Annotated in this window: 19 protein-coding genes; 9 read left to right on the top strand and 10 right to left on the bottom strand. The window is 65.9% G+C overall.

Annotated elements, in window-relative coordinates:
* Position 1: 1 nt before the first annotated feature.
* Positions 2 to 229 (bottom strand): hypothetical protein, encoded by a 228-nt coding sequence (locus AAGT95_RS19965; protein ID WP_342594911.1) that lies wholly within the window; start codon positions 227 to 229, stop codon positions 2 to 4.
* Between the two features lie 83 nt (positions 230 to 312).
* Positions 313 to 558 (bottom strand): hypothetical protein, encoded by a 246-nt coding sequence (locus tag AAGT95_RS19970; protein WP_342594912.1) that lies wholly within the window; start codon positions 556 to 558, stop codon positions 313 to 315.
* Between the two features lie 162 nt (positions 559 to 720).
* Here AAGT95_RS19970 and AAGT95_RS19975 point away from each other — a divergent pair, with 162 nt between their 5' ends.
* Positions 721 to 1,344, top strand: a complete 624-nt coding sequence (locus AAGT95_RS19975) for a transglutaminase-like cysteine peptidase (RefSeq protein WP_342594913.1) — start codon at positions 721 to 723, stop codon at positions 1,342 to 1,344.
* Here AAGT95_RS19975 and AAGT95_RS19980 read toward each other — a convergent pair.
* The 6 genes from AAGT95_RS19980 to AAGT95_RS20005 form a co-directional block, all read right to left on the bottom strand.
* Complete coding sequence (locus AAGT95_RS19980; RefSeq protein WP_232822233.1) at positions 1,338 to 2,207, bottom strand: electron transfer flavoprotein subunit beta; 870 nt, start codon at positions 2,205 to 2,207, stop codon at positions 1,338 to 1,340. The genes AAGT95_RS19975 and AAGT95_RS19980 overlap by 7 nt on opposite strands.
* Complete coding sequence (locus tag AAGT95_RS19985) at positions 2,194 to 3,498, bottom strand: electron transfer flavoprotein subunit alpha/FixB family protein (protein ID WP_342594914.1); 1,305 nt, start codon at positions 3,496 to 3,498, stop codon at positions 2,194 to 2,196. Before AAGT95_RS19985 ends, AAGT95_RS19980 begins: the two co-directional genes overlap by 14 nt.
* Positions 3,495 to 5,477 (bottom strand): (Fe-S)-binding protein, encoded by a 1,983-nt coding sequence (locus AAGT95_RS19990; protein WP_342594915.1) that lies wholly within the window; start codon positions 5,475 to 5,477, stop codon positions 3,495 to 3,497. The genes AAGT95_RS19985 and AAGT95_RS19990 overlap by 4 nt, the downstream gene beginning before the upstream one ends.
* A 202-nt stretch (positions 5,478 to 5,679) precedes the next feature.
* Positions 5,680 to 7,749 (bottom strand): dimethylglycine demethylation protein DgcA, encoded by a 2,070-nt coding sequence (gene dgcA / locus AAGT95_RS19995; protein ID WP_342594916.1) that lies wholly within the window; start codon positions 7,747 to 7,749, stop codon positions 5,680 to 5,682.
* A 212-nt stretch (positions 7,750 to 7,961) separates the two neighbouring features.
* Positions 7,962 to 8,492 (bottom strand): DUF5943 domain-containing protein, encoded by a 531-nt coding sequence (locus tag AAGT95_RS20000; protein ID WP_342594917.1) that lies wholly within the window; start codon positions 8,490 to 8,492, stop codon positions 7,962 to 7,964.
* A gap of 202 nt (positions 8,493 to 8,694) precedes the next feature.
* Complete coding sequence (locus AAGT95_RS20005) at positions 8,695 to 9,672, bottom strand: dipeptidase (protein ID WP_110598414.1); 978 nt, start codon at positions 9,670 to 9,672, stop codon at positions 8,695 to 8,697.
* A gap of 268 nt (positions 9,673 to 9,940) precedes the next feature.
* Here AAGT95_RS20005 and AAGT95_RS20010 point away from each other — a divergent pair, with 268 nt between their 5' ends.
* The 3 genes from AAGT95_RS20010 to AAGT95_RS20020 are packed head-to-tail and all read left to right on the top strand — an operon-like array spanning position 9,941 to position 11,560.
* Positions 9,941 to 10,486, top strand: coding sequence for a helix-turn-helix domain-containing protein (locus AAGT95_RS20010; protein ID WP_110598415.1), 546 nt, complete (start codon positions 9,941 to 9,943; stop codon positions 10,484 to 10,486).
* A complete protein-coding gene (locus tag AAGT95_RS20015; RefSeq protein ID WP_342594918.1) occupies positions 10,479 to 11,216 on the top strand; it encodes an AzlC family ABC transporter permease in 738 nt (245 codons plus the stop codon). Before AAGT95_RS20010 ends, AAGT95_RS20015 begins: the two co-directional genes overlap by 8 nt.
* Positions 11,213 to 11,560, top strand: coding sequence for an AzlD domain-containing protein (locus tag AAGT95_RS20020; protein WP_342594919.1), 348 nt, complete (start codon positions 11,213 to 11,215; stop codon positions 11,558 to 11,560). Before AAGT95_RS20015 ends, AAGT95_RS20020 begins: the two co-directional genes overlap by 4 nt.
* A 100-nt stretch (positions 11,561 to 11,660) precedes the next feature.
* Here AAGT95_RS20020 and AAGT95_RS20025 read toward each other — a convergent pair whose 3' ends face one another.
* Complete coding sequence (locus AAGT95_RS20025; protein ID WP_342594920.1) at positions 11,661 to 12,788, bottom strand: GlxA family transcriptional regulator; 1,128 nt, start codon at positions 12,786 to 12,788, stop codon at positions 11,661 to 11,663.
* Between the two features lie 393 nt (positions 12,789 to 13,181).
* On the opposite strand from AAGT95_RS20025, the gene efeU reads away from it, so the two are divergent.
* The 4 genes from efeU (at position 13,182) to efeO (AAGT95_RS20045) (ending at position 17,587) form a co-directional block, all read left to right on the top strand.
* Positions 13,182 to 14,030, top strand: a complete 849-nt coding sequence (gene efeU, locus AAGT95_RS20030) for an iron uptake transporter permease EfeU (protein ID WP_342594921.1) — start codon at positions 13,182 to 13,184, stop codon at positions 14,028 to 14,030.
* Positions 14,031 to 14,033: 3 nt separating this feature from the next.
* Positions 14,034 to 15,185 carry an iron uptake system protein EfeO gene (gene efeO, locus AAGT95_RS20035; RefSeq protein WP_342594922.1) on the top strand — a complete coding sequence of 384 codons (1,152 nt, stop codon included), beginning with the start codon at positions 14,034 to 14,036 and terminating at the stop codon, positions 15,183 to 15,185.
* Positions 15,186 to 15,204: 19 nt separating this feature from the next.
* Entirely contained in the window at positions 15,205 to 16,596 is a 1,392-nt protein-coding gene (efeB, locus tag AAGT95_RS20040; RefSeq protein WP_342594923.1) for an iron uptake transporter deferrochelatase/peroxidase subunit, read from the top strand.
* A 127-nt stretch (positions 16,597 to 16,723) separates the two neighbouring features.
* A complete protein-coding gene (gene efeO, locus AAGT95_RS20045) occupies positions 16,724 to 17,587 on the top strand; it encodes an iron uptake system protein EfeO (protein WP_342594924.1) in 864 nt (287 codons plus the stop codon).
* A 13-nt stretch (positions 17,588 to 17,600) separates the two neighbouring features.
* On the opposite strand, the gene AAGT95_RS20050 is transcribed toward efeO (AAGT95_RS20045), so the two are convergent.
* Positions 17,601 to 18,845: a DUF2254 domain-containing protein gene (locus AAGT95_RS20050; protein ID WP_342594925.1), complete on the bottom strand. Its 1,245-nt coding sequence runs from the start codon at positions 18,843 to 18,845 to the stop codon at positions 17,601 to 17,603.
* Between the two features lie 156 nt (positions 18,846 to 19,001).
* Here AAGT95_RS20050 and AAGT95_RS20055 point away from each other — a divergent pair, with 156 nt between their 5' ends.
* Complete coding sequence (locus tag AAGT95_RS20055) at positions 19,002 to 20,012, top strand: DNA topoisomerase IB (RefSeq protein WP_342594926.1); 1,011 nt, start codon at positions 19,002 to 19,004, stop codon at positions 20,010 to 20,012.
* Positions 20,013 to 20,098: the final 86 nt, after the last annotated feature.

Consider the following 20,098-nt stretch of genomic DNA (forward strand, 5'->3'; position numbering starts at 1 on the left):
CTCAACGGTGAGCGGAGGAGTAGCCACGCCAGATCTCCCGCGAGCGCGAGAGTTCGTCCTCCAGAACGCGGCGGTTGCCCTCGCTCGACACCGGCGAAACGGAGTCGTGCGTCGGCGGCAGGCACTCCATGATCACCGGTTCGTCAAAAACGATCCGCAAGAGCGCATCGAACTGCGCTTCGAAATCCACGGCGCCGCTGCCGTTGCCGCCACGGGTCGGATCCGACACCGGATGGACCGCTAGGGCATCGCCGCTCGACTCGATCGCCGCGACCGGAGCCACCGCTTCGACATGCAGCGTTGCCCAAGGCCTCAGGGAGTACCGAAGAGGGGCAGCAGATGACGTTCGATCGCTTCGCGAACGGATGGCAGCATCACATCGGTGTGCTGCATCAGATCGCGAATGGCGGGCTCCAGCCCCTCGACGCCTCGCGCACGATGACATCCCGCCGCCAGCCGCGCGCAGCTCTCCGGGCACGCCTCCTCGGGGATACGCACCCCCAGCGAGACCAGCCGTTGACGAAAGTCCTCGCCATCGATGAGATCGACGATCATCATGATCCACCTCCGTTCGACAATGTTGCCTTGCAAGTCGCGACCAGGGCATGGCCCTCGGGCCGGCCGCATGTTCTATTATCTATCGCATCGTGACAGGCTGCGTCGATACCCGAAACGTCGCCATGTCGGTTTCACGAAGTTCGGTGCCACTCATGGAGACGCATGCCCGCGATCGCTTTTCCCTTCCCCCGTCTTCGGCGCCTGGCCTGTCTGCTGTTTGCGGCACTGCCGACGACGGCCCACGCCGCTGCCTTTACCTACTGGGACGATCCCGGCGCCACGGCCGTGACACTCACCCGGGAGGAGTTCGTGGCCCAGGCCAGCCATCGTCGGGGCGAGGACCGGCTGGCTTTCGTCAATCGCGTGATCAATAACGCCGCCCGCCAGCAGTTCGAGAAGGTGGATACCTGGAAGGGCTTCGATCGCCTGGTCCGTGATGGCTACGGCGACTGCGAGGACTTCGCCATCGCCAAGTATCAGATCCTGATCCAGGCGGGCACCCCGGTGTCACGCCTGGATTTTCTCGCCGCCGACGACACCCTCACCCCGACCTATCATGCGGTACTGCGCTACCGTAAGGACGACGGCAGCCACCTGATTCTCGACAACCTGACGCTGATGATGCTGCCCGAGTCGAAGCGTACCGACCTGAAACCGCTGGTCGCGTTCGACGCCCACCACGCCGAGCACTTTCGCGACGGTCGCTTTCACGCCGTCGATCCGGCGCGCATCGTGCTCGGCGGCCAGCGGCTATCGGAGCGGATGCCTCGGCTGATGGACTACTGATCGTCCTGCGCGAGGATCTTCTCCGCCCGCAGATAATCGATCAGCTTCTCGGCGGCCTCCTCCGGCGAGAGGTCGGTCAGCACCTGACCACCGGACGCGGAGGACTTGGCCGCGGCCGCCTTGAAACGATCCCGCGCATTGGTCGATTTCACCACCTTGAGGCGCTTGGGTCGCGCGCGGGCCGGCTGCCAGTGCCAGTCCGCGCTGTCGGCGTCGAGGGGCGACTCGTCCGGTGGCAGCAGATCGTCGACGATATCGATGCGTCCGCGTCGCGCCGGACCGAAGGCGCTCTGACGCGGCGCCTCGGCGACAGCGTCCACCGCAATCAGACACGGCAGACGGACTTCGAGTCGCCGACGCTGGCCCTGGGGTAGCGCCTGCAGCACCGTCACGCGCTCCCCGTCGCAATGTTCGATGGCGGCGACGCCGGTGGCGATTGCCCAGCCCAGCCGTTCGGCCAGCAGGTAGCCGACCATGCCCGAGCCTTCGCCGCACTCGGCGCGCTGGCCGGTCAACGCCAGTCTCACGCCACTGCGCTCGAGCCACGCCGCCAGCAGCGGCACCGCATCCCCGCCCTCACCCAGCGGCAAGAGCGACAGCTGCCCATCCCGGTCATCGTCGAGGCCGTGATACATCCCCAGATATCCTTGCAGGGACTCCCGCAGCGAAGCCTGTTCCGGGTCGCCGGCGTGGGCCAGCGACAGGTCGGCGCCGACCAGAGACAGCCCCATCTCGACGGCGCGGGCGTCCTCGCGGGCGCGCCCGGCGCGCCCTGAGACCGGGTGGCGGCCGCTCGACACCAGCGCCGCCGTCTTCACCCGCTGGGGCATTTTCGCGGTGTCTCGGGGTTCAGGCTGCGGCATGTCGAGACTCCTCATCCGTCCACGACCCATCCGAACCGGTTTGCTCTCGCGGCTGGCCGAGCCGCCTGCAGACCGCCGCCAGCACCGCGTCGCCGTCGGCGATCAGCGCCAGGTCGGCACGCTTGACCATGTCGCAGCTCGGGTCGTTGTTGATCGCGATCACACGCTGGCACTTGGCGATGCCCTGCAGGTGCTGGACCGCCCCGGAGATCCCCACGGCGACGTAGCAGCTCGCGGTGACGAAGGTGCCGGTGGCACCGACCTGGCGCGGGCGCGGCATGTAGCCGTCGTCCACCGCCACCCGGGAGGCACCCTCGCTGGCGCCCAGCACGCGGGCGGCGTGGTGATAGCCTTCCCAGTCCGACACCCCGCGCCCGGCGGAGAGAATGAACGGTGCCTGGGCGAGCGGGATCTCCTGGGGGTCGACGGCGACGCGGCCGCGGTCGACCATACCGGCGGCCGCCGTAGTCACCTCGGCCTGGCGAGGCGTTTCAGCCAGTGCTTCGAGATCGATCGGCCGAGCCTCGTGGAGCGTCTCGCTGACCGGCTCGGCACACTCCGGCAGCGCCAGCAGCACACGGGCGACGTCGCGCAGGATGTCCTGGCGATCCCCCGCCCGAGAGAGCGTCTTGCCCTCGCTGAGCTGCCAGACCCGGGTCGCCGGGCGGGCACCGCCCGCGCCATGGTTCGCGCCCTGATTCGAGAGACGCGCCGCCAGCCGCCGGCCCAGGTCGCCGCCATCCGGCAGCGAATCGGCGAAGATCCAGTGCCGGGGAGCCAGTCCCGCTTCGACATCGACGAGCGCCGCCAGCCGCGATACCGGGTCGTAACCGCTACCGGCTCTCGCGGAGAGATCGACGACGCGGTCCGCGCCGGCCTCCTCGAAGCCGGCGACACCGCCGAGGAAAGTCACGGCCGTCACCGCCAGGTCATGGCCGTCGGCGAGTTGACGGGCGAGGCCGAACAGGTCTCGGTCATGATCGTTGAGCCGCCCTTCCGGCAGCTCCGGCACGACCACGATATGGCCCAACGGCTGATCGAGGACGATCTGACGCCGCGCCGGTTCCGCGCTCGTCGAAGCCGCCGCCGGGTTCGCCTCCACCGAGGCGCCGCTGCGGTCGATGCGCTTGACGCCGTTGGGGCCGATGGCGCCAAGGGCATGGGGATTGACGCGCGTCACCCCGTCGGCGCTGGTCCAGCGCCAGGCCGGACGCGCGAACTCATGATGGCGCGGGTGCAGCCGATTGCGCCGGGCGCGTTCGGCGTGCGGGTCGATTCGTCTGACACTCATGCCGGGACCTCCTCAGGCGCTTCGGTGCTGGTACGCGTGGTCGATGCCGCGGCCGGCTCCACCAGCGCGGCGGCGACCATCTCGGCGATATCGAGAATGCGCGGGCGCGGCTCGACCACACCCTCGAGCATCGCGGTGCACTGGGGGCAGGCCACGGCGACGGTGGTCGCCCCGGTCTCGCGCACATCCTCCATGCGCATGTCGGGAATACGCGCCTTGCCGGGCACGTCGGAGAGCGCGGCACCGCCGCCTCCACCGCAGCAGCGCGAGCGGTAGCCTGAGCGCTCCATCTCGGCGACTTCCAGCCCGAGGGCGGCGAGCACCTGACGTGGCGCGGCGAATTCCCCGTTGTAGCGGCCCAGATAGCAGGGATCGTGGTAGGTGACGGTCTCGGCCTGGGCCGGAGCTTCCACGCTGATGCGACCGCCATCGAACAGCTCGGCGATGAAGGTCGAGTGGTGGAGCACCCGGTAGTCCCCGCCAAAGGCGCCGTATTCACGGCCCAGCACGTGGAAGCTGTGCGGGTCGGCGGTGACGATGCGCTGGAAGCGATAGCGCGACAGCGTGGCGATATTGCGCTCGGCGAGGCGCTGGAAGGTCGCCTCGTCGCCCAGGCGCCGGGCGACGTCGCCGCTGTCGCGCTCTTCGTCACCCAGCACGGCGAAGTCCACACCACCAGCGCGCAGGATCTTGACCAGGGCGCGCAGGGTGCGCTGGTTGCGCATGTCGAAGGCGCCGTCGCCCAGCCACAGCAGCACGTCGACCCCTTCGGGGCGATCCTGGATACGCGGCATCTCCAGATCCGCCGCCCAGTCCAGGCGCGAGGCGTTGTCGAGCCCGCCGGGATTGTCGGTGGCGATCAGGTTGTCGATCGCCGCCGCGCCCTTCTCCGGGGTCTCGCCCTTCTCCAGGGTGATGAAGCGGCGCATGTCGACGATGGCGTCGACGTGCTCGATCATCATCGGGCACTCCTCGACGCAGGCGCGACACGTCGTGCAGGCCCACAGCGTCTGGGCCTCGACCAGTTGCGGCACGATCGGCGCATTCGGCCCGCCATGGTGCTTGCCGACCTCGATCCCGGGATAGCCGGAGCCGGCGTAGCGAGCATCGCTGCCGCCGGCCATGCCCACGACCATGTCCTGGATCAGCTTCTTGGGGTTGAGCGGCTGCCCGGCGGCGTAGGCCGGGCAGACGTTCTGGCAGCGGCCGCACTGGACGCAGGCGTCGAACCCGAGCAGCTGCTCCCACTGGAAGTCGGCGGGCTTCTCCACGCCGAGCGTCTTCGCCGTGAGATCCAGCGGGAAGAGTGCGGTGGAGCGGCTGCCACGATGAACGTCATGGCCGGCATCCGCGTGATTGTCGTCGAACCGCTCGGGGCGCCGATGGAAGGCCAGATGGAAGGAGCCGGCGAAGGCGTGCTTCATCGGCCCGCCCCAGCCCATGCCGACCACCATCTCCAGCAGGCCCCAGACCAGCACGGCCGACAGGACGATGGCCAGCACGCCGCCACCCAGCAGGGTCGGCGCCACGCCCACCAGCGGCAGGCTGACCAGGAACATGCCCACCGAGTAGGCCAGCAGGCTCTTCGACAGCCGCTGCCACGGCCCCTTGGAGAGTTTGGCCGGCGGATCGATGCGCCGCCGGTTGACCGCCAGGGCGCCGATGAACATGCACAGGCTCGCCGCCAGCAGCAGCCCGCCGAGGATCGGGTTGCGCCAGCCGAAGCCGTGGACCACCAGCGCCAGCGCCATGGCGGCGACGAAGCCCCCGGCGGTGGCCACGTGGGTGTGGGCGATCGCCTTGTCGCGGGCGACCACATGGTGCAGGTCGTTGAGATAGCGCTTGGGCATCAGCACGAGCCGATACCAACGCATCGGCGTGCGTTGGCCCTGGCGCCACAGCCGGATGCGGCGCACCGCGCCCGCCGCACCCACCGCCAGCGCGGCAAAGATCAGAATGGGGAGTAGCGTCTGCAACATGGTGCTTCTCCAAAAAAAGTCGCTGACGTCGGTCGTTTCAACACTTGCCGCCAGCAATGCCCTGCCTCTCCTTCGACATGGAACGGCTACGAGCGAGGACGAGACCAGGCGAATTGTGAGGAGCCAGCAAAGTGGACGCGGTTGTCCATGAGCATGGCGACGAGTAATTCAACGCCGTATCGTCGAGCGCAGTCCGTTCCCCTCACAGATCCTTGCAGAGGCGGAGCGCATCATAGATCGCCGCATGCGTATTGCGCTGCGCCACGCAGTCCCCCAGCCGGAACAGCGCGAACTCGCCGCTCTCGGCCAGGGTCGGCTGCGCCGTCGCCGCGTAGAGCGCCTCGAGATCGATCTGCCCCTTGTTGCGCGAACGCTCCTTGAGCGCGTAGTAGAGCGACTCGTCCGGACGCACGCCGTTCTCGATCACGACCTGGTCGACCACCCGCTCCTCGTGCTCGCCGGTGTACTCGTTCTCGAACAGTGCCACCAGCTTGTCACCTTCGCGATAGACCTTGTGCAGTCCCAGGTCGCCGGTCATCACCACCGACTGCTGATAGAGGCTGCGATAGTAGGTCGGGAAGGTGGTGCCACCGATCGCCACGCCAGGCTTGGTGTCGTCGGTGACGATCTCCACCGTGGCGCCCTTGCTGGCGAGATAGTCGGCGGTGGACATGCCGCTGAACTCGCACATGGTGTCGTAGACCAGCACGTTCTTGCCCGGCTCGACCTTGCCGCCGAGGATGTCCCAGCTGCTGACCACCAGGGTCTCGTCAGGGTTGTCCGAGTAGCCCCACTCGGGCACCTGCTCGAGGAACGGATGGCCGCCGTTGGCCAGCACCACCACGTCCGGCTGCAGGTCGCGAATCATCGCGTCGTCGGCGCGGCTCTCGAGCTTGATCTCGACGCCGAGGCGCGCCAGCTCCATCTCGTACCAGCGGGTGATACCGGCGATCTGGTCGCGCTGCGGTGCCTTGGCCGCCAGCGTGATCTGGCCGCCGAGCTGCGGTTCGGCCTCGAACAGGGTCACGTCGTGGCCGCGCTCCGCCGCCACCCGCGCCGCTTCCATGCCGCCGGGCCCGCCGCCGACCACCACCACCTTGCGCGTGGGGCCGGTACTCTTCTCGATGATATGCGGCAGCCCCATGTACTCCCGCGAGGTCGCCGCGTTCTGGATGCAGAGCACGTCGAGCCCCTGGTACTGACGGTCGATGCAGTAGTTGGCGCCAACGCACTGGCGGATCTGGTCGGTCTGCCCCGCCTTGATCTTGGCGATGATGTGGGGGTCGGCGATATGCGCCCGGGTCATTCCCACCAGGTCGACGTAGCCGCCCTCGAGGATGCGCTCGGCCTGGGTCGGATCCTTGATGTTCTGGGCGTGGATGACCGGAACCGAGACCACCTCCTTGATCCCCGCGGCCAGGTGCAGAAACGGCTCCGGCGGGTAGGACATGTTGGGGATAACGTTGGCGAGGGTGTCGTGGGTATCGCAGCCGGAGCCGATCACGCCGAAGAAGTCGACCATGCCGGTGGCATCGTAGTAGGCGGCGATCTGCTTCATGTCGTCATGGGACAGGCCATCCGGATGGAACTCGTCGCCGCAGATACGCATGCCGACGCAGAAGTCGTCGCCGACTTCGGCACGCACCGCCTTGAGCACCTCCATGCCGAAGCGCATGCGATTCTCGAAGCTGCCGCCCCACTGGTCGGTACGCTTGTTGACGCGTGGGCTCCAGAACTGGTCGATCAGGTGCTGGTGGACCGCGGAGAGCTCGCAGCCGTCCAGCCCGCCCTCCTTGACCCGCCGCGCGCCCTGGGCGAAATCACCGATGATGCGCCAGATCTCCTCCTCTTCGATGGTCTTGCAGGTGGCGCGGTGGACCGGCTCACGAATGCCGGAAGGCGACAGCAGGGTCGACCAGTTGTGGCCGTCCCAGCGCGAGCGCCGTCCCATATGAGTGATCTGGATCATGATCTTGCCGCCATGCTTGTGAACGGCGTCGGCAAGATTCTGGAAGTAGGGAATGATGCGATCGGTGGAGACGTTGACCGAACTCCACCACTGCTGCGGGCTGTCGATGGAGACCGGCGAGGAGCCGCCGCAGATGCAGAGCCCGCAACCGCCCTTGGACTTCTCTTCGTAGTATCTGACGTAGCGATCCGTGGTCATGCCGCCGTCGGTGGCGTGGACCTCGGCGTGGGCGGTGCTCACCACGCGATTGCGGATGGTCAACTTGCCGATCTGGATCGGTTTGAATAGTGCTTCATGCGCCATGTCGCTCTCCTCGGGCTCGCACGAAAACCGCCAGCGCTCACTCACACGGCGTTGAACGACAGCGAGCCATACTCATCCAGCCCGCCGTTCTTCAATGACGGTCAGCGTCGAGTCGCTGCCGTCCGCCTTGTCTGAGCATCGCTCGTCAAGTTTTCGTATCGACCTCTCACTCAACGGTCTATGCGTTATCGAATGCCACTCAAGCGGCGTTTTTATTTAGGGCGCACAACGAAGTAGCCGACCTCGCAGCCCGCCTCGGCCCCGCTCTGGGTCTGCTCGGCACGGGTCCGCAGGCTGCTGCCGCGGGCCTCTAGAATCTGGTCCATGGCACCGGCGAACCAGCCGGTGAACATGTACTCTTCCTTCTTGCCGGTCTTGCCCAACTGGTAGACGAAGCAGGAGTGCTCCAGCCGCACCTTGGCGGTGCCGGCGTCGAGATCGATCGCTTCGGTGATGAACAGCCCCCAGCCGCGCTGCGACAGCCGTTTCATGTAGTGCTCGAAGACCGCCACGCCCTCGAGACCGTGCAGCTCGGCCTCCTTCTCGCACCAGTGCCAGGCGGACTTGTAGCCGGCGTCGTAGAGGATCCTGGCGTAGGCCTCGACCCCCAGCGCCTCCTCGACGGCGACGTGGTTGTTGATGAAGAAGTGGCGCGGCACGTAGAGCATCGGCAGCGCATCGGTGGTCCAGACACCGGTGTCGCTATCGACGTTGATCGGCAGTTCGGGAGCCATCTGGGTCATATCGATTACCTCAAAAATTGTTCTCTGGCTACGAGCTACGAGCTAAGAGCTACGAGCTACGAGCTACGAGCTACGAGCTACGAGCTACGAGCTACGAGCTACGAGCTACGAGCAGGATTGTGCGGATTGCCGTTAATCGAGCGCCAAACGCCGCGAGATTCGAGAACCTGCTCATCGCTCGGGACTCGAAGCTCGTAGCCGATCATTCCCCCCAGACATCCTTTAACGTCCGCACCCAGTTCTCGCCCATGATCTTGCGCACCACCGACTCGGACAGGCCGTGGTCCAGCAGCGCCTGGGTCAGGTTGGGAAACTCGCCGATGGTGCGGATGCCCTTGGGATTGATGATCTCGCCGAAGCGGGTCAGGCGGCGGGCGTAGCCCTTGTCGTGGGTCAGCCACTCGAAGAAGGCTTCGTCCTGGCCCTGGGTGAAGTCGGTACCGATGCCGATGGCATCCTCGCCGACGATGTTCATGATGTAGACGATCGCCTCGACGTAATCCTCGACGGTGGCGTTGACGCCCGCCTTGAGGAAGGGCGTGAACATGGTCACCCCGACGAAGCCGCCGTGGTCGGCGATGAACTTGAGCTCCTCGTCGGACTTGTTGCGCGGATGCTCCTTGAGCCCGCTGGGCAGGCAGTGGGAGTAGCAGACCGGCTTGCTCGACTCGAGGATGATTTCCTCCGAGGTCTTCGAGCCGACGTGGGAGAGGTCGCACATCATGCCGACCCGGTTCATCTCCGCGATCACCTCGCGGCCGTAGCCGGAGAGGCCACCGTCGCGCTCGTAGCAGCCGGTACCAACCAGGTTCTGGGTGTTGTAGCAGAGCTGGGTGATGCCCACGCCGAGCTTCTTGAAGATCTCGATGTAGCCCAGCTTGTCCTCGAAGGCGTAGGCGTTCTGGAAACCGAGGATGATGCCGGTCTTGCCCTCCTCCTTGGCCCGGGCGATGTCGCGAGTGGTGTGTACCGGGCGCACCAGCTCGGCGTTGTCGCGCATCAGCTGGTTGACGGCGACGATGTTGTCGACGGTGGATTCGAAGTCCTCCCATACCGACACCGTACAGTTGGCCGCGGTCAGGCCGCCCTTGCGCATGTCCTCGAACAGGGCGCGGTCCCATTTGGCAATGATCAGGCCGTCGATGATGATGGCATCGTCGTGCACGGATGAGGTCGACATGCGGAAATCCTCCTGGGTTTTGTGCGCCTTCGGCAGCCGTCGCGGCAGTTGACCGGAAGCCCGAAAACGATTGTTCCGCGCAGCATATCCCCGGCCTCCCTCCCCTCGGCGACCGAAAGCGAATCCCAGTGTTCCGATTGCGCCACGCCCGCTTGTCTGCCTGCGACAGCCTCCCGGCTGCGAAAACCGCCGAGCGGCAGCGTGATTGACGTCAAGGTGTTCTTTATATAGAACGCTCCATATAAAGAACGATTGGACCCTTTCGCTCATGGACGAGATCGCGCTGGAAACTCTGGGAAGGCATCTTCAAGCGCTGCGTCAGGCCCAGGGCCTGTCACTGACGCAGTTGGCGGCTCGGGCGGGAATCGCCAAGTCGAACCTGTCCCGCCTCGAGCAGGGGAGCGGCAACCCGACCATCGACACGCTGTGGCGCCTGGCGAAGCAGCTGGGGGTACCGTTCGGCACTCTGGTAGCCCCCGTCGCGACACCGGTGGAAGAGAATGGCGTCAGCGTGCGCCTGATCGAGCAGAGTCATCATCAGCGTCACGACGAGCCGGCCGTCGATGTCTACCTGATGCGCTGCGCCCCCGGAGCGGCTCGACAGTCAGAACCTCACCCACCAGGCACCCGGGAAACCTTGCAGGTCGTCGAGGGCCGGATATCGGTAGGGCCGCCGGGAACGCCGCACCAGCTTGCCGCCGGGGAGGTCTTCACATTCGCTGCCGATCGAGCGCACGACTATCGCGCCAGCGACATGGGCGCGACGCTACTGGTCACCATCGTCTACGCCAGGGGAGAGACATCGAATGGCTGATACCGACATGCCCCCATCCCCGAACGCGTGGTTGATCGGCGTCCGTGAAGCGGTACCTCTGCTGGGCGGATACATCCCGGTGGCCGTCTCGTTCGGACTGATCTCCACTCAGGCGGGGTTCAGCACGGTCGAGACCCTGGCGATCTCGGCCCTGATCTATGCCGGGGCGTCGCAGTTCCTGTTCGTCGGCATGATCGCCAGCGGCTCACCGCTGTGGCTGACCGTGGCGCTGACACTGCTGATCAACGTGCGCCATGTCGTCTACGCCCCCAATCTCGCGCCCTGGCTGCCGAAGAGTCGCTGGTGGCCATGGTTGATGCATGGCTTGACCGATCAGGTCTTCGCCCTGGCCCACAGCCGCCTGCCGCAACTGCCGGCAGCAAGCCGGATGGGCTGGTTTTTCGGCGCCGCCCTGCTGGCCTGGCTCAGTTGGATCGCCGGCTCGTTGCTGGGCGCCGTCGCCGGCGAGTGGCTGACCCGCCGCTGGCCCCTGCTGAGTGAGGTGATGCCGTTTGCGCTGCCGGCACTGTTTCTGGTGTTGCTCGTGCCGCGCATCACCTCCAGGCGCTGGGCGCTCGCGCTCGGTATCAGTATCGTCGCTGCCCTGCTCTGCACCCTGACCGGGCTGACCAATATCGGGATCCCGCTGGCTGCCGCCTGCGGGGCGCTCTGCTTCTATCTGGTTCGGCTGCCGGAGACAGCCGCAACGGGGGGAGGGAAACGCCGATGAGCCTTGAACTCTGGCTTGGCATGGCCGTGGCTGCGCTGGGCACCTATCTGATCCGACTGCTGCCACTGCTCTGGATGCAGCGGCGCCTGAAACGTCGCGATGGAGATGCCGCCGTCGATGCCCTGCCAAAGTGGCTGGTGGTGCTGGGGCCGATGATGATCGCTGCCGTTCTGGGGGTCTCGCTGATGCCGCGCACGCCCGACCCTGCGGGCTGGCTGGCGACGATCGTCGGACTGGGCGTCACCCTCGTCGTCTGGCGTAGAACCCGTTCGCTGGGTTGGCCGGTGATAGGCGGGGTGCTCACGTTCGGGATCGTGGTGATCGTGGCCAGAGTCGTCATCTAGTCTCTGTCCGGGGGCCGGGACCAGGCGTCGCGGCAGTTGACCGCGCAACGACAACGGGCGGCACAAGGGCCGCCCGATCCGGAAGTGAGAGCCGCCTCGCTCAGCCCAGCGCGATACTGGCGTAGGTCGGTTCTCCCCTGGCGTGGCTCAGCGCCACCGTTGCACTGCTGGACTGCATCAGCGAATCGTTGCCCGCCAGCGGGATCGCCGCAGGCTCCAGTCGACGAATCTTCAGGGTCTCGCCCCGATCCTCGCGCGGCGGCGTGCCAAAGTACTCGCGATAGCACTTGGAGAAGTGGGGGGTGGAGACGAAGCCACAGGCGGAAGCGATCTCGATGATCGGCAACGGTGTCTGCTTGAGCAGTTGCCTGGCCCGCGTCAGCCGCAACTTGAGATAGTAGCGCGACGGCGAGCAGTGCAGATGACGCTGGAACAGCCGCTCGAGCTGGCGCCGGGAGACATCCACGTAGCTGGCCAGCTCGTCGAGCTCGATCGGCTCCTCGATATTGGCTTCCATCAACGCCACGATCTCGAGCAGCTTCGGCTGGGTGGTGCCGAGCACATGCTTGAGCGGCACCCGCTGCTGGTCCTCCTCGCCGCGAACCCGCTCGTAGATGAACATCTCGGAGATGGCCGCCGACAGCTCGCGACCATGGTCGCGCCCGATCAGATTGAGCATCATGTCCAGCGGTGCCGTGCCGCCCGAGGCCGTGAAGCGGTCGCGGTCGATCGAGAATAGCCGCGTGCTCCACGCGGTACGCGGATACGCTTCCTGGATCGCGGCCAGACACTCCCAGTGGATACTGGCATCGTAACCGTTGAGCAGCCCCGCCTGGGCCAGCGCCCAACTGCCGGTACAGACAGACCCCACCCGCCGCAGCTGGCGCTGACGACTCTGCAGCCAGGTCAGCAGGGCCGGCGTCACCGAGCGCTGTGGCGCAACCCCGCCGCACACCACCAGCCAGTCCAGCCGCAGCGGCGAATGGGCGCTGGCATCCGGCGTCACCTGCATGCCATCACTCGCTCGAACGGGAGCGCCATCCATGGTCATCACATACCAGCGATAGAGCTCGCGTCCGGCAAGCTGGTTGGCCATGCGCAACGGCTCGATGGCCGATGCCAAGGAAATCAGGGTGAAATCTTCCAGCAGCAGGAAGCCAAGCGTCTGCGGTTCGGGCACGGCGCCGGCGGGGGTGGGGGTGCTACCACGAGCGGGGGTGATTGCCATGTCATGTCTCCTCCAAGGATGGTTCGGCGGTTATTGTTATTGCGGTTCCCTGGCGTCTGTCGCTCTCTTTCCACGGCGACTTCGTCGATGTCGAACGGCGCTCGACAGCGACCGTCACGTGGCTTGTCGGCGTCTCTACCGGCCTGTCTCGACTGTAATCCCTGTGACTAGGCGACGCATGCGTTTTTATCTCTGCGCGACACCGCCATCGCCATTAGGCACCCCGATGTCGTTTTTAGAACAGATTATCCTACTCCAGCTACGTCGATGTCGCGATTCGAACGGAACGTGAAAAAGTGTTACCGAACGAAGGTGATAACAAGTATCATTCACACCGTTTCACCCATTATCGTCTGATCATCGTTCACCGCGATTCGCCACTGGATCTCCGTCATGTTGGTACCCTTTCTGATCATGTTGAGAGAAGGGCTGGAAGCGGCCCTGGTCGTCGGCATCATCGCCAGCTATCTCCGTCAGACCGGCCGTGGCGCCTGGATGCCCGCCGTGTGGATCGGCATTTTCCTGGCCACCGCGCTGGCCCTGTTCGTCGGCGCGGGACTGCAGTTCGCCAGTGCCGAGTTCCCGCAGCGTCAACAGGAGCTGTTCGAGGCACTGGTCGGCTTCCTCGCTGTCGGTGTGCTGACCTGGATGGTGATGTGGATGCGACGCGCCGCCAGCGGCATGCGGCGGGAGCTCACCCGGTCGCTGGACCGGGCGTTCGGCAGCGGTAGACGTCACACCTACGCGCTGATCGGCATGGTCTTTCTCGCCGTGGCGCGTGAGGGACTGGAATCGATCTTCTTTCTGCTGGCAGTGTTCCAGCAGAGCAGCAGCTCGGCGGCGCCTCTGGGCGCGCTGCTGGGGCTGGTCGTCGCGGCTGTCGCCGGCCTGGCTCTCTACCGTGGCAGCTTGAAGCTACCACTGGCGCACTTCTTCCGTCTTACCGGCCTGTTCATCCTGCTGGTCGCGGCAGGGCTGTTCGCCGGCTCGGTGCGCGCGCTGCATGAAGCGGGTCTCTGGAATCACGCCCAGGGTGTGGTTTTCGACCTGAGCGATCGTCTGCCGCTGGATACGCCATTGGGGTCGTTGTTCTCGGGCATCTTCGGCTACCAGCCGGCCCCCACGGTGAGTGAAGTCATCGCTTATATCGGCTATCTGGCCGTCGCGTCGTGGCTGCTGTGGCTTGGTCCGTCATCGCCCCGAGCCTCGGCAGCGACCCAGCCCCGGCACGGGAGAGCCTGAGCCATGTCACAGGCCACGTCCGTCGCGCCGCCCTCCTCTCGCGTCCTGCGCTTGGGGATGGCGTTGTCGTTTCTACTGATGCTGGTTGCCCTGGGCGTTTTCACGCTCTCGCTGCGGGCCGTCAATCCGGTCGGCGACGACGGCCAGGTCGTCGAGGTGACCGCCAGCGGTTGCGAGCCCAACCGACTGGAAGTGCCCGCCGGACAGCGCACGTTCACCGTGGTCAACCGGTCGAACCGGGCCATCGAGTGGGAGATCATCGACGGCGTGATGGTGCTTGCGGAGCGGGAGAACATCGCACCCGGCCTGCGCCAGCCGCTGACGGCGACGTTGAAGGCGGGTGATTACGTCATGACGTGCGGCCTGCTCAGCAATCCACGCGGCACCCTGCATGTCGTCGCCGGCGATTCGAGCGCTCCGGCGTCCACCCTTCCGGCAACCGCTTTCGTGGGCGCGCTGGCCGAGTACCGCGTCTATACCACGCTGCAGTTGCGCAAGCTCCGCGCCAGTGCCGTCGAGCTGCGCGATGCGATCGGTGCCGGCGATCTTGATGCCGCCCACCGTGCCTATCGGGAAGCGCGTCGCGCCGATCTGCATCTGGCCATGCCCATCGGGCTCTACAGCGATATCGATCAGCGCCTCAATGCGCGCGCCGACGACTTCGAACGGCGCGAGGCCGACCCTGCCTTCGTCGGCTTCCATCGGCTCGCTTACGGCCTGTTCGAGCGGCAGGATACCGCCGGCCTGGCGCCGGTTGCCGCGCAACTGCTGGCCGATGTGGACACGCTCAGCGAACGGCTGAAGCACGCCTCGATCCCGCCGGCCCAGCTGGCGGACGGGACGTCGCGCGTGCTGGAGGCGTGGCTCGACCACCATCGTGGCGAGAGCGCCGTCGCGGGCCCAGACCTTGCCGATCTCGTCTCCCTGACCGAAGGGGCCAACAAGATCGTCTCGCTGCTGGCACCGCTCCTGGAGCGTCAGTCTCCCGCCACCCTGCAGACGCTGGAGGCCAACCTGAGCACGCTACAGCGGGATCTTCCGGCGGCCGACGCGTCGACGCCAGACGGCGTCGCCGCCGGGGGCCTGCTGCAGGCGGCCAGCGCCCTGGCCGACTCGCTCGCCGGCATCAACCAAACCCTCACCCTGAAAGGTTAATCGACCTCGGTCATCGCTCATGAGTCAGTTCGATCGTCATTCAGGCTGTCCCTTTCATCGCCGGACAGACCGTTCCCAGCCAGCACTCGCCCAGTCCGACGCGTCCACGCCCGCCCACCGTGAACGCCGCCGCTTCCTCAAGGGCGCCGGCTTGGCCGGCCTGGGCCTGGGGCTGGGCGGGATCGGGCTCGGTGGCGCCTGCCCGGCCCGGGCCTTGGCTGCCACCGGACACGGCCAGGATGTCACCAGCGCGCCGCAGGAGCAGGACTCGCAACTGCGCTATCCCTTCTACGGCCATCATCAGCAGGGCATCGTCACCCCGCGCCCGGCCACCGGCATGCTGGTCGCGTTCGACGTGCTGGCGCGGGATCGAGACGATCTGGAAAGGCTGCTGAAGATACTGACCGAGCGGATGGCCTTTCTGACCCAGGGCGGCAGCATTCCCGAGCGGAACCCGCTGTTCCCGCCGCCGGACTCCGGCATCCTGGGCCCGGTGGTCGCCCCTGACGGCTTGACCATGACCCTCGCGGTGGGCGACTCCCTGTTCGATCAGCGTTTCGGCCTGGCGGGCGCCCGGCCGAAGCGCCTGCAGCGCATGGAGGGCTTCCCCAACGACGCCCTGGATGCCGCGCGCTGCCATGGCGACCTGGCACTCCAGATCTGCGCCAACACCCTGGACACCGGCTATCACGCGTTGCGCGACATCATCAAGAATACGCCGGGGTTGCTGATGGTGCGCTGGAAGCAGGAAGGCACCGTGCCGCTGCTGCCGCCTGCGCCAGGCGACAGCGACGGCAGCGCCCGCAATTTCCTCGGCTTCCGCGACGGCTCCGCCAATCCCGATGGCGACGACGACGCGCTGATGGACGAGCTGGTGTGGGTCGGCGGGGATCATGACGAACCGGCCTGGGCTCGCGGTGGCAGCTATCTCGCGGCGCGCATCATCCGCAACTTCGTCGAGCGCTGGGACCGCACGCCACTGCAGGAGCAGGAAATGATCTTCGGTCGTCGCAAGATGAGCGGTGCGCCGCTCTCCGGGGATAGCACGGAGGGCAAGGAGCAGGACGTCCCCGACTACGGGCGGGATCCGGAGGGCGAGATCACCCCGCTCGACGCCCATATCCGGCTGGCCAATCCGCGTACGCCCGCCACCGAGAAAAATCGCATCCTGCGGCGGCCGTTCAACTACTCCAATGGCGTCGAGGCCAATGGACAGCTCGATATGGGGCTGCTGTTCCTCTGCTTCCAGGCGGACCTGGAGGCGGGATTCATCACCGTCCAGCATCGCCTCGACGGCGAGCCGCTGGAGGAGTACATCAAGCCGGTGGGCGGCGGCTACTTCTTCGTGCTGCCCGGGGCGCGGGACGCCAACGATTTCCTGGGCAGTGGCCTGCTGGCCGCCTCGGCCTGAGCCGGTTGGGTACGGACAGCAGGCGTCGGACAAAACGAATGGACAGCAACAACCATCGCGCTCGCGACGACGAGCCGACGAGGCACGACCGCCGACTGGCACTCGGATCATTCAACGGAGGCAGACAATGAAGAAAACTCGACAGTGGATCGCGACCGGCGCTTTCGCGCTACTCCCGCTCGCGCCTATCACCGCCCTGCTCGCGGCTCCGGCAGCCCAGGCCGCAGTCGCTCCGGAAGCGCTGGTCGGCCCGGTCGCCGACTACAAGCTCTACGTGCTCGACAATCTGGAGCAGTTGGTCAGCCACACCCGGGATTTCACCGCCGCCATCGAGGCCGGTGACGTCGAGAAGGCGCAGGCGCTGTACGCTCCGACCCGGGTCTACTACGAGCGCATCGAGCCGATCGCCGAGCTGTTCGCCGATCTCGACGCCAGCATCGACGCGCGGGAGGACGACTACGAGAAAGGCGTCGAGGATCCCGACTTCACCGGTTTCCACCGTCTCGAGTACGCCCTGTTTCACGATCACAGCACCGACGGCATGGAGAAGTACGCCCAGGGCCTGATGGATGACGTCAACGACCTGGACAGTCGCGTCCAGGGCCTGACCTTCCCGCCGGAGACGGTCGTCGGCGGCGCTGCCGCATTGATGGAAGAGGTTGCGGCGACCAAGGTATCCGGCGAGGAGGATCGCTACAGCCGTACCGACCTGTGGGACTTTCAGGGCAACGTCGACGGCGCGCGGGAGATCTTCGAGCTGTTCAAGCCGTTGGCCGCGCAGGAGGACCCCGACTTCGTCGAACGCGTCCAGGCCAACTTCGACGACGTGGAAGAGACCCTGGCCGACTATCGCCTGGACGCCGACGATCCCAGCGCAGGCTTCGAATCCTACGACGAGGTCAGCGATGCCGATCGCCGGGCCCTGACCGGGCCGGTGACGGTACTCGCCGAGGACCTGTCGACGCTTCGCGGCCTGCTCGGCCTGAACTGAGCGGGCCCCGGGGTCAGTCGCTGGCCGCGCGTCTGACCCGCTGACGATCGTCTTCCAGCGTCAGGCCCTGATCGAAGCGCTTGAGCAGCAGTTCGCGGTGGTCGTTGACGAGACGCTTGGAGCGCTCGTCACCGACCGCCGCCAGCGCGCTCAAGGCCTTCTGCAGCCGGATCCCGATCTCCACCGTGGAGGCCCCGTCCCGGGCAATCGGTGTAAAGAAGTCGTCGAACACGTCGGCCGTCGAGAGTGGCTCGACGAAGACATGGGCCGCAGGCTGTTCGGCTTCATCGATACCGTCGGCCGCATGTCTCATCCAGGGAGTCAGTACGCGGACCCCGCAGCCGATCACGTCGATGGCGGTGCCCGGGTCGTTGATACCCGGCGAGAGCGCCTTGGAGGCAACTTCGGCCAGTACGATGATGCCGAAGCGCGGATCCTGCTCGAAGCGCCGCGACGGGCCAATGGTGAAAGCGGTACGGATTTTCCTGGTCCGCTCATCGCTGGTCTCGCCGCTCGTCGCCAGTACGACGCCACTATCGACGAACTTTCCCGGCAGCACCTGCACGTAGATCGCTTCTCGCTCGTTGGTCGCCAACGAATCGAGCAGCGGCATGTCGATGTGCTGAACGTAGCCGACCTCGCCGGCACGAACGGGATGCAGCTCCGGCCGGCTGTGCGCCGGCATTGCCTGACCACCGAGATAGGGGTTCTCGATGCGAGACTGGAGGGCGTCGCTCGCCGCGCGCTCGACCTTGGCGATGGTGTCTCGCACACGGCCCAACCGCGTCAGATAACCGGCCCACTTGATCAGTTGATAGACCACCAGCACGATGACCACGATCGTCGCGGCGAACAGCAGCGTGCGGCCGTCTTCGTCGTAGACGCCGGCGGCCAGGGCGATGATGCCGACCAGGCTGAAGAGAAACGCACCGATGAACGTGGCCAGGGTATTCTGCGTGATGCGATCCTCGATCAGTAGCAGTGTTGCCCGCGGGCTGACGTTGCTGGTCGCCGAGCCATAGGCCGTTACCATCGCGCTCAGCGAGAAAGTGGTTACCGCCAGCATGCTGGAGGCGATGATATTGAGGATGCTATCCACCGATCGTGCACCGATGCTGACGGCCGAGGGAACATCCAGCCAGGGCGACGCCAACCAGGCGACGAGTGCCGTGAGCACTCCGCCCAACGAGAACAGCGTGGCGCGATACCACAAGGATCGGTGTAGCAGGCGCCACACCCACCGAAAACGTCCTACCATCTCGCCACTCCCGTCCCTGAATCAGAATCCGCTCAGTCTAGGTCAAACCGGCGTGCACCGAGTGTTTTGACGGCGCTGGTCTATCCTGATCTCGAATCTGCCACGCCAATGACGGCGGGCAACACCGATGATCGGTTTCGGCAAAAGGAGTTTGCCATGACTGCCAGAACCCCGAAGCGAGTCACCCGCCACCGTTGCGGCAAGGGCTTCACCTACCGCCTGGACGATGGCAAGACACTCAAGGACAAGGCGTGGCGCGACTGGATCGCATCGCTGGCCATTCCACCGGCCTGGCAGGAGGTCGAGATCGTGCTCGACAAGCGTCACCACATCCATGCCACGGGACGCGACAGCGCCGGCCGAAAGCAGTACATCTACAACGCCAAGTGGCGACAGAAGCGCGAGATACTGAAATTCGACCGAATCGTCGAGTTCGCCCAGCGCCTGACGCCGATGCGACGCGTGACCGGCCAGCACCTGCTACTCGACGGCATGCCACGGGAAAAGGTCCTCGCCTGCATGGTCAGGTTGATCGATAGCGCCTACTTCCGGCCCGGCAGCGAGCGCTACCGTGAAGAGAACGACTCCTACGGCCTGACGACCATGCGCTCGAAGCATCTGACCATCGACGGTGACGAGCTGATCTTCGATTACCGAGGCAAGAGCGGACAGGAACAGCATCGTGTCGTCGAAGATGAGCGCCTGGCGACGATCGTCAGCGAGCTCGATGACATCCCCGGCTACGAAATCTTCAAATACTTCGATGACGAAGGCCACAAGGTCAAGGTCGATAGCCACGACCTCAACGACTACATCCACGAGGTGATGGGCGAACGCTTCAGCGCCAAGGATTTTCGGACCTGGGCGGGGACCTCGATCGCGGCACTGGCACTGGAGGAGCTGGGGCCCGGCGACAACGACAAGACAAGCCAGGGCAACGTTCGCCAGGCCGTCGAACGGGTTGCCAAGATGCTGGGCAACACGCCTAGCATCGCCAAGGCGAGCTATATCGACCCGCGTGTCGTCGAGAGCTACCTCGACGGCCGGACGCTGGAGCATTTCCGCAAGCTGGTGGAGACTGAACTGGCAAAGGATGACGAACTGATCGGCCCCGACGAGCGTGCCATTCTCAAGCTGCTGCAGAGCCGACTGGACGCCGAGCGCTGAGGGCGGCGGATCGACCTATCGGCAATCGACGCCACCAGGTGGCCGATGCTAAAACGGAACCTCGTCTTTCTGCCATTCGTCGTCAC

Source organism: Salinicola lusitanus (genome assembly GCF_038648475.1).
In the GTDB taxonomy this organism is placed as follows: domain Bacteria; phylum Pseudomonadota; class Gammaproteobacteria; order Pseudomonadales; family Halomonadaceae; genus Salinicola; species Salinicola lusitanus.

Coding starts and splice junctions, on each gene's coding strand:
- AAGT95_RS19970 (WP_342594912.1), bottom strand. CDS start 558: ATGATGATCGTCGATCTCATCGATGGCGAGGACTTTCGTCAACGGCTG.
- AAGT95_RS19975 (WP_342594913.1), top strand. CDS start 721: ATGCCCGCGATCGCTTTTCCCTTCCCCCGTCTTCGGCGCCTGGCCTGT.
- AAGT95_RS19980 (WP_232822233.1), bottom strand. CDS start 2,207: ATGCCGCAGCCTGAACCCCGAGACACCGCGAAAATGCCCCAGCGGGTG.
- AAGT95_RS19985 (WP_342594914.1), bottom strand. CDS start 3,498: ATGAGTGTCAGACGAATCGACCCGCACGCCGAACGCGCCCGGCGCAAT.
- AAGT95_RS19990 (WP_342594915.1), bottom strand. CDS start 5,477: ATGTTGCAGACGCTACTCCCCATTCTGATCTTTGCCGCGCTGGCGGTG.
- dgcA (WP_342594916.1), bottom strand. CDS start 7,749: ATGGCGCATGAAGCACTATTCAAACCGATCCAGATCGGCAAGTTGACC.
- AAGT95_RS20000 (WP_342594917.1), bottom strand. CDS start 8,492: ATGACCCAGATGGCTCCCGAACTGCCGATCAACGTCGATAGCGACACC.
- AAGT95_RS20005 (WP_110598414.1), bottom strand. CDS start 9,672: ATGTCGACCTCATCCGTGCACGACGATGCCATCATCATCGACGGCCTG.
- AAGT95_RS20010 (WP_110598415.1), top strand. CDS start 9,941: ATGGACGAGATCGCGCTGGAAACTCTGGGAAGGCATCTTCAAGCGCTG.
- AAGT95_RS20015 (WP_342594918.1), top strand. CDS start 10,479: ATGGCTGATACCGACATGCCCCCATCCCCGAACGCGTGGTTGATCGGC.
- AAGT95_RS20020 (WP_342594919.1), top strand. CDS start 11,213: ATGAGCCTTGAACTCTGGCTTGGCATGGCCGTGGCTGCGCTGGGCACC.
- AAGT95_RS20025 (WP_342594920.1), bottom strand. CDS start 12,788: ATGGCAATCACCCCCGCTCGTGGTAGCACCCCCACCCCCGCCGGCGCC.
- efeU (WP_342594921.1), top strand. CDS start 13,182: ATGTTGGTACCCTTTCTGATCATGTTGAGAGAAGGGCTGGAAGCGGCC.
- efeO (WP_342594922.1), top strand. CDS start 14,034: ATGTCACAGGCCACGTCCGTCGCGCCGCCCTCCTCTCGCGTCCTGCGC.
- efeB (WP_342594923.1), top strand. CDS start 15,205: ATGAGTCAGTTCGATCGTCATTCAGGCTGTCCCTTTCATCGCCGGACA.
- efeO (WP_342594924.1), top strand. CDS start 16,724: ATGAAGAAAACTCGACAGTGGATCGCGACCGGCGCTTTCGCGCTACTC.
- AAGT95_RS20050 (WP_342594925.1), bottom strand. CDS start 18,845: ATGGTAGGACGTTTTCGGTGGGTGTGGCGCCTGCTACACCGATCCTTG.
- AAGT95_RS20055 (WP_342594926.1), top strand. CDS start 19,002: ATGACTGCCAGAACCCCGAAGCGAGTCACCCGCCACCGTTGCGGCAAG.